This is a genomic window from Bradyrhizobium sp. B120 (genome assembly GCF_049075665.1).
GTDB lineage: Bacteria > Pseudomonadota > Alphaproteobacteria > Rhizobiales > Xanthobacteraceae > Bradyrhizobium.
Window position 1 is genome coordinate 4,539,347 of record NZ_CP185242.1, and the last position, 14,286, is coordinate 4,553,632.

Consider the following 14,286-nt stretch of genomic DNA (forward strand, 5'->3'; position numbering starts at 1 on the left):
CAGCTCGCATTGTTGTGTACGGCTTGCCTCGACATAGCACGGCGATTTCGCCTATTCTGTAGGCATGAGCGAACATGATCATCACCACCACGATCACGACCATTCCGAACTGTCGGAGACCGAACTGCGCGTCCGCGCGCTGGAATCGATCCTGACCGAAAAGGGCTACGTCGAGGCTGCCGCGCTCGACGCCATCGTGCAGGCCTATGAGACCAAGATCGGCCCGCACAACGGCGCCAGGGTCGTCGCCAAGGCCTGGACCGATCCAGCCTTCAAGAAGGCGTTGCTCGAGGACGCCAGCAAGGCGGTCGGCACCCTCGGCCATGTCAGCCGGGTCGGCGACCATCTGGTCGCGATCGAGAACACGCCTGGCCGCCACAACATGGTCGTCTGCACACTCTGCTCCTGTTACCCCTGGGAAATGCTCGGCCTGCCGCCGGTCTGGTACAAGGCCTCGCCGTATCGCTCGCGCGCGGTCAAGGATCCGCGCGGCGTGCTCGCCGATTTTGGCGTCAGCCTGCCGAAGGAGACGGAAATCCGGGTCTGGGACTCGACGGCCGAAACACGCTTCCTGGTGCTGCCGATGCGGCCCGCAGGCACTGAAGGCTGGAGCGAAGACCAGCTCGCCGACCTCGTGACGCGCGATTCCATGATCGGCACCGGCTTCCCGAAAACCCCGGGAGCACCGTCGTGAACGGCGTCCACGACATGGGCGGCATGGACGGGTTCGGCAAGGTCGAGCCCGAGCCGAACGAGCCGATGTTCCATCAGGAATGGGAATCGCGGGTGCTCGCCATGGTCCGCGCGATGGGCGCGGCCGGCGCCTTCAACATCGACGCGTCGCGCTTCTATCGCGAGACCCTGCCGCCGCAGGTCTATCTGTCGAGCTCCTATTACAGGAAATGGCTGCTCGGGCTGGAAGCCCTGCTGCTCGACAAGGGCTATATCTCCAAGGACGACGTCGCGGCTGGACATTCCGTCGCGCCGGCGAAATCGCTCAAGCACGGCAAATTCTCGATCCCCGATGTCGAGCGCATCATGGTGCGCGGCAAGTTCGGCCGCGCGGCACCGGCGCCGGCGAAATTCAAGGCCGGCGATCGGGTGCGGGCGAAGAACATCCATCCCGCCACCCACACGCGGCTGCCGCGCTACGTGCGCGGTCATGTCGGGGTGGTCGAGCGGGATCATGGTTGTCACGTGTTTCCCGATACGGCGGCCAACGATGCCGGCGAGCATCCGCAATGGCTGTACACCGTCGTGTTCGATGGACACGAACTGTGGGGACCGGACTCCGATCCGACCATCAAGGTCTCGATCGACGCATTCGAGCCGTATCTGGAGGCGGTCTGATGGATGCCGGCGCCGCCGCACGCGCGACCAGCGCCGTGTCCAGCATTCCCCGCGATCAGGACGGCCCGGTGTTCCGCGCGCCGTGGGAGGCGCAGGCCTTCGCCATGGCGTTGACGCTGCATGACCGCGGTGTGTTCACCTGGCCCGAATGGGCCGCGGCGCTAGCCGATCAGATCAAGCGCGCGCAGGCGGCCGGCGATCCCGACACCGGCGAGACCTACTACCAGCATTGGCTGGCGACGCTCGAGCACCTCGTGGCCGCCAAGGGCGTCACGACGAGGGACGCGCTGCACCGCTACCGCGACGCCTGGGACCGCGCCGCCGACCGCACCCCGCACGGCCAGCCGATCGTGCTGACGGCTAAGGATTTTGGGTAGCGGTTAGACGCCCTTTTTTCGACATCGCCATAGCTGGCCGGACCTAGTTGCTGCTGTCGTCCCTGCGAAAGCAGGGACCCATACGCCGCGGCGGATGTTGTAGGCGGGACTCGTCGTTGCAGTGACGCTAGCAATTTGCATTTGTGGTTATGGGTCCCTGCTTTCGCAGGGACGACGACTGGGATGATTCTCGCTTGGTGTCATCAACCGCGTAGGCGTAGGCGGACGATCCAGCATTCCAGAGCCAGCAGGGGCGCCCGGTACGAGCCGCGCTTGCACGATTTCGGAATAATAGAAGAATATCGCTCAGTTGCCCGACGTGTCAAGCTGCCCGTGTCGAACGCCGGCAGCCGCCTACTTTGCATGGGGTTGTTTTCGATATTTTGGCAGTGCGCCCCTGCGGACGGCTATCCGCCCACGGTTACGGGCCATCCTGCGCGACATACTCCCGCCAGCCCCTGGCCCGCAGGCTGCAGGCCGGGCATTCGCCGCAGCCGTAACCCCAATCGTGCTGGGCACCGCGTTCGCCGAGATAACAGGTGTGCGAGTGCTCGCGGATCAGGTCGACCAGCCCTGCCCCGCCGAGTTCGTGCGCAAGCCGCCAGGTCGCCGCCTTGTCGAGCCACATCAGCGGCGTATGCAGCTCGAAGTCCCTCGCCATGCCGAGGCTGAGCGCGGACTGCAGCGCCTTGATGGTTTCGTCGCGGCAATCCGGATAGCCGGAATAGTCGGTCTCGCACATGCCGCCGATGATGTGGCGGATGCCGCGCCGATAGGCCAGTGCGCCAGCGAAGGTGAGGAACACCAGGTTGCGGCCGGGCACGAAGGTGTTCGGCAAGCCGTCCGCGCCCATTTCGATGGCGACGTCGCGGGTCAGTGCGGTGTCTGATATCTCCGACAGCGTCGGGATCGCGAGTGTGTGGCTGTCGCCGAGCTTCGCTGCCCAGTCCGGCCGCAGCGCCCTGATGCCGTCCAGCAGGCGGTCGCGGCAGTCGAGCTCGATCGCGTGGCGCTGGCCGTAGGTGAAGCCGAGCATCTCGACGCGCGCGAAGCGGTCCAACGCCCAGGCCAGACAGGTGGTGGAATCCTGGCCACCGGAAAACAGCACCAGCGCGGTGTCGGACTTGTTCTGATCGGTCATGGAACGCGATTTAGCACCTGACAGCGCCGCGGCCAATCCGTGGACAGTGCCGTGTTTCCGGCGTGTTTTGCTGGGATCGGGAGGGGTGTTTTGGCATAAAGCCAGGACCTCCCTGACGCCGGTGGCCCATGACCCCTTCCCGCGACATTTCCCGCCTGATCGAGATCATGGCCGCGCTGCGCACGCCGGTGACCGGCTGCCCATGGGACCTCGTGCAGAATTTCGAGACCATCGCGCCCTACACGATCGAGGAGGCCTATGAAGTCGCGGATGCGATCGCGCGCGGCGACTTCGAGGATTTGCGCGAGGAGCTCGGCGACCTCCTGCTGCAGGTGGTCTATCATGCAAGGATGGCCGAGGAGCAGAACGCCTTTGCGTTCGGAGATGTGGTCGAGGCGATCACCAAGAAGATGATCCGCCGTCATCCGCATGTCTTTGCCGACAAGGACGGCAACATCCAGCCCGCCGGCGTCAAGAGCGCCTGGGAGCGCATCAAGGCCGAGGAGAAGGCCGAGCGCGCCGCGCGGCGGCCGCCGGAGGAGACCGCGCACAAATCCTTGCTGGCCGGCGTGAAGGCCGGCCTCCCTGCCCTGACGCGGGCGATGGAATTGCAGCGCAAGGCGTCCACCGTCGGCTTCGACTGGAACGACCCGCGCGCGGTGCTCGCCAAGATCCGCGAGGAGGCCGACGAGATCGAGGCCGCGCTCGACCGCAACGACAGGGCGGAGATCGCGGAGGAAACCGGCGACCTGATGTTCGCACTGGTCAACCTCGCCCGCCACGTCGATGCCGATCCGGAAACCGCACTGCGCGCGACCAATGCAAAGTTCGAGCGACGGTTTGCCTATATCGAGAAGGCCCTCGCGGCGAAGGGCCGTTCGCTCGACGGCGCGACGCTGGAAGAGATGGACGCGCTGTGGAACGAAGCGAAGACCGCTGCCACCGCTGTCGTCCCTGCGAAAGCAGGGACCCATACCGCGTGATCTGACCTTCGGGTGACGATGACAGTTCCGCGCGAGTCATCGGCGGGCGAAGTTGTTAGTGTGGACCTGCGACCGAGCGCAATAACGATGGCCGGTGGTTATGGGTCCCTGCTTTCGCAGGGACGACATCGAATGTGTGGCGGCCGCGTCAAGATGCGCAGTCCCTCACCTCACAGCAGCGTGCCGTGCAGGATGACCGCCGCAACGCCGAAATAGATCACGAGGCCGGTGACGTCGACCAGCGTCGCGACGAACGGTGCGGACGCGCTCGCCGGATCGAACCCGATACGCTTGAGGATGAACGGCAGCATCGACCCGGACAGCGAGCCGAAGGTGACGATGCCGACCAGCGCGGCGCCGACGGTGATGGCCACCAGCATCCAATGCGGGCCGTAGTCGAACAGGCCGAGCGTCTGCCAGAGCGTGATCCTGACGATGCCGATCAAGCCCAGGATGGCGCCGAGCACGATGCCGGTCGGCAGTTCGCGCATGGCGACGCGCCACCAGTCGCGCAGCCGCACCTCGTGCAGCGCCAGCGATCGGATCAGGAGCGAGGTGGCCTGGGAGCCGGAATTGCCGCCGGAGCTCATGATCAGCGGGATGAACAGCGTCAGGACGATCGCCTTCTCGAGTTCGCTCTGGTACGACTGCATCGCGGTTGCGGTCAGCATTTCCGAGAGGAACAGCGCGCACAGCCAGCCGCCGCGCTTCTTGATCATTTCGAGGAAGCCGATCCGCAGATAAGGCTCGTCGATCGCTTCCATGCCGCCGAACTTCTGGGCGTCCTCGGTCGATTCCTCGACGATGGCGTCGATGACGTCGTCGACCGTGACGATGCCGAGTATATGGCCGGGGCCGTCGACGACGGCAACCGCGAGCAGATCGTAGCGCGAGATCAACCGCGCCGCCTCCATGCGGTCGGCCTCGGGCGAGATCATCAGCGGCTTCCGCGCGGGAGCCGCGGTGAGCACGTTGGCGTGCGGATCGGCCGAGATCAGGCGGCGCAGCGGCACGGCCTGGATCAGTGTCTTCTTGACCGGGTCGATCACGAAGATCGAGTAGACGGTCTCGCGGGTGCGCTCGACCATCCGGATGTGATGCAGGACCTCGGCGATGGTCCAGTTCGAGGGCACGCTGACGAATTCGGTCGTCATGATGCTGCCGGCGCTGCGCTCGGGATAGGCCAGCAGCGCTGAGATGACGTTGCGGGTCTCCGGATTGAGGCCGTTCAGCAGCGTGGTGCGCAGCGGCTCGACCAGTTCCTTGAAGATGTCGGCGGCGCGGTCGTCGGAGACGCCTGATAGCAGCGACACTGCGGCGTCCTTCGGCAGCTCGGCCAGGATCTCGCAGGTGTTGTCGAGCCCGGGCAGGTCGAGCACCTCGATCGCCTTCTCGGCCGGCAGCGATTGCAGCAGCTTCGCCGCATCCGCCGGCTCCCGGGCATTGAGGGCATCGACGATCTCGGGCGCCCGCACATGGGCAAGGTCCCCGTTCTGGCCGGCGAGCGTGTCGTGGGTGATGGTGTCGCTGGTGTCCTGCATCGATCGGCCTCGGCTTTGCGTCCTGCAGCGCAATGAACCAAGGCGGCGCAGATTTCAAACAGAAAGTGCGGCGGCACGTCGCAGGCGCCGTCGAGTGAGGCCGCGTCACGGCGCCGTCACAATTCGGGAGATTGCGCGGTGCCGTGCCGGAGCGCCGATCAGGCCCGGCTGAACAGTTTCGCGGCGTCGTCTACCGCCTGGCGCGCGGCGGCGAGATCCGGCGTCTCGTTGTCGTCGTTGAAGCCGAAATAGTCGTTCTCGCCGACCGGCTGGACCACGATGCCGTCGCGGCGGCCGAGCACGCTGAGGTTGCGGTAGAAGACGCCGTAGTTGACGTCCGGCTGGGGAATGAGCCAGGCGATCTGGCCGCGCACCGGAACGATGCTCTCGTCCCGAAACAACGCACGGGCGCCGTAGCCGGTGCAATTGACAATGACGGTTTCGCGGATCTTCGAAAGATCGGACGGCGCCTGCAACTCGATCGGCACGAACAGCCCGCCGGCGCGCTGAAACTCCGCTTCGAGCTGACGGTAGAGATCCGTGACGTTGTAGGTGAGCGAGGCGCTCTTCCACCCGTATGGCGCGGGAAACGGATTCGATCCGGCGGCCAGCAAATCCCATCGCGGCGTGAGCGACCTGATCCGGCCGCGCAATTCGAGGAATTTCTTCTGGCCCTCGCCCGCGGCATGCTGGCGCCGGAGCGGACGGCCGTCGGCGTCGGGCGCATCGTCGGAGAGCAAATAGCGATCGGTCCATTCGATCGGATTGCCGGCAAGGCCGAGATAGCTTTGATGGATGGCAAAGGTCGTGCGCGCCATCCTCTCCCAGCGGTCGGCAAAGTCCGGTGCGACGTCTGCTTCCATCGCGATACGCGAATCCGGCGACCAGTCCCCGGTCGCACGCGCCGAGCGCACCTGGGGGAAACGCTCCTTGGCGTAGATCGTGACGGTCGCGCCCATCCGTTGGGCGGTGATCGCCGTCGTCAGACCGATCGCGCCGGCGCCGAGGACCGCAATGTTGCGCGCGCTCAATTGCAGGGCGAGCGGCACCGCCTCCTGCGCGGCGCCCCAGGACAGCGACCAGCCGCTGCCGCCGTGTCCGTAATTGTGGACGACATATTTGCTGTCGATCCACTCCGCTTCGATGCGCGGACCGGCGGCGCGGAACGGACGCAGACATACGGTGACACGAAACATGCGGTCCGGACGCGCAAGAACCGGCCGGAGCGCGGGCGGGTCGACGAAAGCAGCGTTGTCGGCAACGCCACGCGTTGAGATCCCTGCGACCGCAGCGCTTGCCAGGCCGCCGCCGAGAAATGCTCGACGGTTGAACATCGATGCCACTTCGATCCCCCTTGCCGCCACGGACTTCCGGGACGTTACGTCCCGTGCGGAAGAGCATCGAATCGTGACATGACGATGTCGCGCTTGGTCTCGTCGACCCGCACCGTCATGTCGAAGCGCTCGCCATTGAGCTCCTTGTTCAGGACCTCGGCATTGCGATGCAGCCAGCTGATGCCGGCGCCGTCGGAGGCATCGATCGAAAGATTGAGCGTGATGCGCTTGGCCGCGAGGCGATCCTCGATTGCGGTCAGGAGCTCCTCGATCCCCTCGCCGGTCACAGCCGAGACCAGGAAGCACGGCCGCTCCGGCGGCCGGCGCGCGGCGATGTTGCGCAGATTGTCCCGTTCCTCCGGATCGAAGCGGTCGATCTTGTTCCAGACCTCGATAATGCGCTGGCCGCCGTCGGCGTCGGGATCGATGCCGAGCTGGTGCAGCACCGCCTCAACGTCACGCTCCTGCGCCTCCGCATCCTCGTGAGAGATGTCGCGTACATGCAGGATGATGTCGGCTTCCAGCACCTCCTCCAGCGTGGCACGGAACGCGGCCACGAGCTGAGTCGGCAGATTGGAGATGAAGCCGACCGTGTCCGACAGCATCGCCTTGCCGCCATGCGGCAAGTTGAGCGCGCGCAAAGTCGGGTCGAGCGTCGCAAACAGCATGTCGGCGGCCTGTACGTCGGCGCGCGTCAGGCGGTTGAACAGGGTCGATTTACCGGCATTGGTGTAGCCGACCAGCGCAACGACGCGGTACGGCACGCGCTGGCGTCCGGCGCGATGCAACCGCCGCGTCGCCTGCACTTTCTTCAGCTCGTTCTCAAGCCGCGTGATGCGGTCGCCAATCAGGCGGCGGTCGGCCTCGATCTGGGTCTCGCCCGGGCCGCCCATGAAGCCGAAGCCGCCGCGCTGGCGCTCGAGATGGGTCCACGAGCGCACCAGGCGGCTGCGCTGGTAATTGAGATGGGCAAGCTCGACCTGCAACGCGCCTTCCTTGGTCTTGGCGCGGCGGCCGAAGATTTCCAGGATCAGGCCGGTGCGGTCGAGCACCTTGGTGCTCCAGGCCTTCTCGAGGTTACGCTGCTGGATCGGCGACAACGCGCAATCCATCACCACGAGCTCGACCTTGTCGCCGGCGACGAGGCCGTTGATCTCCTCGACCTTGCCCTTGCCGAGATAGGTCGCGGGCCGAATTTGGCTGATCGGCGCGACGACGGATTCCACCACAGTGAGGTCGATCGCACCGGCGAGACCGGCGGCTTCCTCGATCCGCGCTTCGTAGTCGCGGACAGAGGAATCCGTTTGCGCATCGCCGTCGCCACGGCGCATGCGCAGGTACGGGCCGATGACGATCACCCGCCCGGTGCTCAAGTCCCCCGCCGACCCGGGCCTAGACTTAGTCCGGTCGACGCCCCCTTCAGGATTGAAGGGTTCCAATCAGTTCACTCTCAAGCCGGTGCGTCCTCACCACCTTCGAACAGCTGAATTGGAGCGCCGGGCATGATGGTCGAGATCGCATGCTTGTAGACAAGCTGCGAGTGACCGTCGCGCCGCAGCAGCAAGCAGAAATTGTCGAACCATGTGACAATGCCCTGCAGCTTTACCCCGTTGACCAGAAATATCGTCAGTGGCGTTTTTGTTTTACGAACGTGATTAAGGAAGGTGTCTTGTAGATTTTGTGCGCGGTCTGCCGCCATTGTTTTTGTCCCGCAGGCTTGTGCTTCTTTTTATTGAACCGGTTGCGGCTCTCTGACGGAGCCTCCTCCGGCCGCTCACCTGCCCTGAGATCCCCCTCTGGCAGGCGTAGCGGTAGGATTAGAGGCTACGCGCGGTTTTTAGGCAAGCCGGTTCGCGGTGCAGTCGGTAGGAACACGGTGGCAATTCTAAGAAAGTGCAGGGAAAGAGACGAATATTCTCGTGGAGAGTGGATAAATCCCCCGGTTGTGCCGGCCCTGCCCTCGCCTCGTTCGCCCGCCCGGACCCAACCTGGCCCTGCTTCCCCGGCGGGTGACCGCCGAGGCTTCGCGCCAAGTCGCCGGCGATTGCCGACCTGGGCGTATCGGGGTCAGCCGACCCCGAGCGTTAGCCGACCCCGAGCGCCTTCAGCTTGCGATGCAGCGCCGAGCGCTCCATGCCGACGAACTCCGCGGTGCGCGAGATGTTGCCGGAGAAGCGGCTGATCTGGGCGATCAGGTAATCGCGCTCGAACACTTCGCGCGCCTCGCGCAGCGGCAGGCCCATGATGTGCTCGCCATTGTTGGAGGTCGGCATCGCCGGCACCATGGAGCCGACGTCCTGCGGCAGCATGTCGGCGGTGATGATCGCCTCCGGTCCGCCGCCGGCCAGGATCATCACGCGCTCGACGTTGTTGCGGAGCTGGCGGACGTTGCCAGGCCAGACATGCGATTGCAGCACGGCCATCGCGTCCTGCCCGATCTGCCGCTTCGGCAGGCCGGTGGCCGCCGAGATCTGGTCCATGAAATAGTCGATCAGCTCGGGGATGTCCTCGCGGCGCTCCGACAGCGGCGGCACCCGGATCGGCACCACCGAGAGGCGATGATAGAGATCCTCGCGGAAACGGCCCGCCGCGATCTCCTCCTCGAGGTTGCGCGCGGTCGAGGAGATGATGCGGACGTCGACATGGACCTTGCCGGTGCCGCCCTGGCGCTGGAAGGTCTGATCGACCAGCACGCGCAGGATCTTGTTCTGGGTCTCGCGCGGCATGTCCGCGATCTCGTCGATGAACAGCGTGCCGCCATGCGCTTCCTCGAGCGCGCCGGCCTTGCGCTGCTGCTCGCCGTTCGATCCCTCGATGCCGAACAGCTCGATCTCCATGCGCTCCGGCGTAATCGCGGCCGCATTGATCACCACGAACGGCCCTTCGGCGCGCCCGGAGGCATGATGCAGCGTGCGCGCGGCGAGCTCCTTGCCGGCGCCGGACGGGCCGACGATCAGGATGCGGCTGTTGGCCTTGGCGGCGCGGTCGATGGTCTGGCGCAGCTGGTTCATGCAGGCCGAGCGGCCGGTCAGGACGCTGGCCGCCGGCGCCAGCTGCTTGAGCTCCTTCACCTCGCGCTTGAGCCGCGAGGTCTCCAGTGCCCGCGTCGCCACCAGGATCAGCCGGTCCGACTTGAACGGCTTCTCGATGAAGTCATAGGCACCGCGCTTGATCGCGGCGACGGCGGTTTCGATGTTGCCGTGGCCGGAGATCATCACGACCGGCAGATCGGCATTGTCCTTCTTGATCTGCTCGAGCAGCTGCAGGCCGTCGAGCTTGGAGCCCTGCAGCCAGATGTCGAGGAAGATCAGGTTCGGGCGGCGGTTGGCGATCTCGGCAAGCGCCGAATCGCTGTCGCGCGCGGTGCGCGTGGAGAACCCCTCATCGTCCAGGATACCCGCAACGAGGTCACGAATGTCAGCTTCGTCGTCGACAATCAGAATGTCACTTGCCATGGGTTACACCTGCGTTGTCAGTCGCCCGTCGCGGCTTTGAGTCTTGGCTGTTGGCTTCTTGGCTCTTGTGCATTTGGCTCTTGGTTATTTGGTTCTTGCTGATCGGGTTGTTGGATTGGTTCTTGGACTGGTTCTTGGATTTTTGGTTCATTGTTGGTCGCCTGTGCCGGGCCGTTGGTCGGCTCTTGCGGCGGAATTTTTTCGCTGACGGGGTCGGATGATTTGACGTCCGGCTTTTGTTCCTTGTCCGGCTTGGCCGCCTGGCCCGTGACGGAAAAGCGCAGCCGCATCCAGGCACCGCGCTGGCCGTCGCGGAAATCGGACGCGTCCTTGAGCTCGATGCGGCCGCCATGGTCTTCGAGAACGCGGCCGACGATCGCAAGCCCAAGCCCGGTGCCCTTGGCCCGCGTCGTAACATAGGGCTCGAGCAGCCGCGCGCGGGCGACCTTGGGCAGGCCGATGCCGTTGTCGACGACATCGATCAGGATGTCGTCGCCTTCGCGCTGCGCCACGACGTCGATGCGGCCCTTGCCGAGCTCCTCGCGCGGAACCTGCTCGATCGCCTCGGTCGCGTTCTTGATGATGTTGGTCAGCGCCTGCGAGATCAGCCGGCGGTCGAACTGTGCCGGCAGCGGCGACTGCTTGATGTCGGCCTCGATGTCGAGATCGGGATGCGCGACCTTCATCAGGAACACCGCCTGACGCACCACGTCGGCGACGTCCTCGCCTTCCATCACGGGCTTCGGCATCCGCGCAAAGCGCGAGAACTCGTCGACCATGCGCCGGATGTCGTCGACCTGGCGCACGATGGTGTCAGTGCACTGCTCGAAGATCGACTTGTCCTTCTCCTCGGTGATGGTCTTGCCGAACTTGCGGCGGATCCGCTCTGCGGAGAGCTGGATCGGGGTCAGCGGATTCTTGATCTCGTGGGCAATGCGGCGGGCGACGTCGCCCCAGGCCGAGGTACGCTGCGCGGAGACCAGTTCGGTGATGTCGTCGAGCGTGATGATGTAGCTGTCGCGCGACTGGCTGGTCTGCTCGGCCGAGACGCGAACCGACAGATTGCGCTCATTGCCATCGCGCAGGATCGTGACCTGCCCCTGCACCAGGCGCTGCGTGCCCTCGCGCGCGGTCTTCATCATCTCATCGAGCTCGGGCAGCACGTCCGAGAGCGGATGGCCGAGCGTCTCCGACTCGGCATGCCCGATTAGCTTCTCCGCCGACCGGTTGAGCACGCCGATGGTGCCTGAGGCGTCGACCCCGATGATCCCTGCGCTGGCCGACGACAGCACCGCCTCGATGAAGCGGCGGCGGCTGTCGATGGTCTCGCTGGCGTCGACCAGCTCATTGCGCTGGGTGCGCAGCTCCTGGGTCATCTTGTTGAAGATTTCGCCGAGCATCGCGAGGTCGCTTGCCGATTTGTGGACCGGCACCTGGACATTGAGGTTGCCGGTCGAGACCTCGCTCGCGGCGCCCATCAGCTGGCGGATCGGCGACACCAGCCCGTTGGCGAAATTCAGGCCGATCAGCACCGAAGCCATCAGGATGGTCAGCGCGATCACCGCGAACATCAGCGCGAACGCGACCTGGATGCCGAGCCGGCGGGTCTCGAGCTGGGCATACTCGGCGGCACTGGTCTGGGTCTGCTTGAGCTGGGCGACGACGGCCGGATCGAGCAGACGCGCCACATACAGGAACATGTCGTCATAGGCCCGCAGCCGGACCACCGAGGCGACGTAGTTTTCGGGAAAGACCGAGATCTTCGGCTCGGTCTCGTTGATGTCTTTGAGGATATCGGGTGGCGGCGCTTCATAGTTGAAGCGAACGCCGGTTTCGGCGCTGGCGACGATCTTGCCGTCCTTGTCCATCAGCACCGCGACCGGCAAGTTGCGCGACTCGGCGCCGGCCGTCATCAGCTGCAGGAACGTCATGCGATCCTGATCGTAGAGCGGCCGCGCATGGGCGAGGTCGTTGGCCATCGCCAGCGTGTCGCCGTTGATCAGCTGGGCGTGCTCCTGCATGTAGGCGCTGGCGATCGTCAGCGAGTTCTGGATCACCTGCTTGGTGGGGCCCGAGAACAGCCGGTCGAGGCCGCGCTCGATGGTGACATTGGCGACGATCGACACCAGCACGGCGGGCAGCACCGCGATCACCGAGAACAGGCCGACGATCTGGACATGCAGCCGCGCCGCCGCCCGGCCCCGCCGTCTCGCCTGCACCATCTGCCAGACTTCCCGGACGATGATGCCGACCAGCAGCAGGATCGTGGCGGCGTTGATCATCAGGAAGGAGCGGACGACGTCCGAGGTCGGCTCGATCGGGGTCAGGCCGGTCAGCACCACGAAGGTCAGGAAGGCCGACAGCAGCGCGATCGCCACGGCGAACGGCGCCAGCCAGCGCCGCAGCGGAAAGCCCCGCGCCTCTGCAGTGGGCTCGGCCGGGGGCGCGTGTAAAGTTGAAGCGGTGGTCTCTGCGCTGGTCATACCGGCAATTGAGCTGAGTGCGATCGCCCGCGGGAATTGCGAACTGATGCAATCATATCACAATGTTGCCGAATTGCGACATTTCCGCGACGCAAACCGAGGTGCGGCGCCGTGTCCTCAAAACCATTTGTGACTACTCAAAAACGGTAGCGAGGCTCGCGCCCCGCCCCGCCAACCCTAGCCGCCGCTCCGGTAGACCTGGATATCGAGGTCGCGGATCTTCTTGCGCAGCGTATTGCGGTTCAATCCGAGTAGGTCGGCGGCCCGGATCTGGTTGCCGCGGGTCGCCGCCAGCGCGGCGGTCAGAAGCGGGATCTCGATCTCCTTGAGGATGCGGTGGTAGAGGCCCGGCGGAGGCACGCCGTTCGGGAAGCCGGAGAAGTGCGAGGACAGATAGGCCTCCACGGCCCCACCGAGATTGTCGACGCCGACGGTCGCGGTGCTGCCCGAGGTGACCGCCGGCGGCGCCAGCTCGCCGTCGATCACCGAGGCGGTGATGACGTCCTGCGGATAGAGCGCGGCGAGCCGCCGGGCGAGATTTTCCAGCTCGCGGACGTTGCCCGGCCAGCGGTGCTGCTTCAGCCGCTCCAGCGCCTGGGTGTCGAGCTTCTTCGGCGGCAGGCCGTCCTTCTCGGCGAGCGAGAAGAAGTGGCGGATCAGGTCGGGCAGATCCTCGATCCGCTCGCGCAGCGGCGGCAACCGCAACGGCACCACGTTGAGGCGGAAGAACAGATCTTCGCGGAACAGGCCCTGCTGGATCAGGATGCGCAGATCCTTGTTGGAGGCCGCGACGATGCGCACGTCGGTCTTGATCGGCGTGCGGCCGCCGACGGTGGTGTATTCGCCCTGCTGCAGCACGCGGAGCAGGCGGGTCTGCGCCTCCATCGGCATGTCGCCGATCTCGTCGAGGAACAGCGTGCCGCCCTCGGCCTGTTCGAAGCGGCCGGAGGCGCGGGTGTTGGCGCCGGTGAAGGCGCCGCGCTCATGGCCGAACAATTCGGATTCGATGAGATCGCGCGGGATCGCCGCCATGTTGACCGCGACGAACGGGCCGTTGCGGCGCCGGCCGTAGTCGTGCAGCGCGCGGGCGACCAGCTCCTTGCCGGTGCCTGACTCGCCGGAGATCATCACGGTGAGATCGGTCTGCATCAGCCGCGCCAGGACGCGGTAGATTTCCTGCATCGCCGGGGAGCGGCCGACCAGCGGAATCGAGTCGAACTCGCCGTCGTCGGCGGGACTGGAAACCCGCTCCTTCGGCTCGGCCAGCGCGCGGCCGACGATGGTGATCAGCTCCTTCAGGTCGAACGGCTTCGGCAGGTATTCATAGGCACCGCGCTCGGAGGCGCGGATCGCGGTCATGAAGGTGTTCTGCGCGCTCATCACGATGACAGGCAGGTTCGGCCGCATCTTCTTGATCCGCGGCAGCAGATCGAACGCGTTCTCGTCGGGCATTACCACGTCGGTGATGACGAGATCGCCCTCGCCCTGGCTGACCCAGCGCCATAGCGTGGCGGCGTTACCGGTCAGGCGCACCTCATAGCCGGCGCGCGACAGCGCCTGGTTCAGGACTGTCCGGATGGCGGTGTCGTCGTCAGCGACAAGTATGCTACCTGCAGGCATTG

12 protein-coding genes are annotated in these 14,286 nt (G+C 65.4%); 4 read left to right on the forward strand and 8 right to left on the reverse strand.

All coding sequences use genetic code 11. The features are described 5' to 3' along the window. Nucleotides 1-64: 64 nt before the first annotated feature. From nthA to ACOIX3_RS20755, 3 genes are read left to right on the forward strand one after another with little or no spacing between them, the layout of a single operon-like run. Nucleotides 65-694, forward strand: coding sequence for a nitrile hydratase subunit alpha (gene nthA / locus ACOIX3_RS20745; RefSeq protein WP_420971647.1), 630 nt, complete (start codon nucleotides 65-67; stop codon nucleotides 692-694). Further along, complete coding sequence (nthB, locus tag ACOIX3_RS20750) at nucleotides 691-1,350, forward strand: nitrile hydratase subunit beta (RefSeq protein ID WP_420971648.1); 660 nt, start codon at nucleotides 691-693, stop codon at nucleotides 1,348-1,350. The genes nthA and nthB overlap by 4 nt, the downstream gene beginning before the upstream one ends. Then, complete coding sequence (locus ACOIX3_RS20755; protein WP_420971649.1) at nucleotides 1,350-1,727, forward strand: nitrile hydratase accessory protein; 378 nt, start codon at nucleotides 1,350-1,352, stop codon at nucleotides 1,725-1,727. The genes nthB and ACOIX3_RS20755 overlap by 1 nt, the downstream gene beginning before the upstream one ends. A gap of 421 nt (nucleotides 1,728-2,148) precedes the next feature. Here the strand turns inward: ACOIX3_RS20755 and queC are convergent, their stop codons facing one another. After that, the gene (gene queC, locus ACOIX3_RS20760; protein WP_420971650.1) at nucleotides 2,149-2,868 is read right to left on the reverse strand and encodes a 7-cyano-7-deazaguanine synthase QueC; all 720 of its coding nucleotides are present in this window, start codon (nucleotides 2,866-2,868) and stop codon (nucleotides 2,149-2,151) included. Between the two features lie 128 nt (nucleotides 2,869-2,996). Between queC and mazG the strand changes: the two genes are divergently transcribed. After that, nucleotides 2,997-3,851, forward strand: coding sequence for a nucleoside triphosphate pyrophosphohydrolase (mazG, locus tag ACOIX3_RS20765; protein ID WP_420971651.1), 855 nt, complete (start codon nucleotides 2,997-2,999; stop codon nucleotides 3,849-3,851). Between the two features lie 170 nt (nucleotides 3,852-4,021). Here mazG and mgtE read toward each other — a convergent pair whose 3' ends face one another. From mgtE to ntrC, 7 genes are all read right to left on the reverse strand, one after another. After that, nucleotides 4,022-5,392 (reverse strand): magnesium transporter, encoded by a 1,371-nt coding sequence (gene mgtE / locus ACOIX3_RS20770; RefSeq protein WP_420971652.1) that lies wholly within the window; start codon nucleotides 5,390-5,392, stop codon nucleotides 4,022-4,024. Between the two features lie 158 nt (nucleotides 5,393-5,550). Further along, nucleotides 5,551-6,726, reverse strand: coding sequence for an FAD-dependent oxidoreductase (locus tag ACOIX3_RS20775; protein WP_420971653.1), 1,176 nt, complete (start codon nucleotides 6,724-6,726; stop codon nucleotides 5,551-5,553). 44 nt (nucleotides 6,727-6,770) lie between these two features. Next, nucleotides 6,771-8,165: a GTPase HflX gene (gene hflX / locus ACOIX3_RS20780; RefSeq protein ID WP_420971654.1), complete on the reverse strand. Its 1,395-nt coding sequence runs from the start codon at nucleotides 8,163-8,165 to the stop codon at nucleotides 6,771-6,773. Nucleotides 8,166-8,176: 11 nt separating this feature from the next. Further along, on the reverse strand, nucleotides 8,177-8,425 hold the full coding sequence (hfq, locus tag ACOIX3_RS20785; RefSeq protein ID WP_006020546.1) for an RNA chaperone Hfq: 249 nt from the start codon (nucleotides 8,423-8,425) through the stop codon (nucleotides 8,177-8,179). Nucleotides 8,426-8,810: 385 nt separating this feature from the next. Further along, nucleotides 8,811-10,181, reverse strand: coding sequence for a sigma-54 dependent transcriptional regulator (locus ACOIX3_RS20790; protein ID WP_342728992.1), 1,371 nt, complete (start codon nucleotides 10,179-10,181; stop codon nucleotides 8,811-8,813). A gap of 17 nt (nucleotides 10,182-10,198) precedes the next feature. Beyond that, entirely contained in the window at nucleotides 10,199-12,664 is a 2,466-nt protein-coding gene (locus ACOIX3_RS20795; RefSeq protein WP_420971655.1) for an ATP-binding protein, read from the reverse strand. A gap of 177 nt (nucleotides 12,665-12,841) precedes the next feature. Next, nucleotides 12,842-14,284 carry a nitrogen regulation protein NR(I) gene (gene ntrC, locus ACOIX3_RS20800; RefSeq protein WP_029084144.1) on the reverse strand — a complete coding sequence of 481 codons (1,443 nt, stop codon included), beginning with the start codon at nucleotides 14,282-14,284 and terminating at the stop codon, nucleotides 12,842-12,844. Between the last annotated feature and the right edge of the window lie 2 nt (nucleotides 14,285-14,286).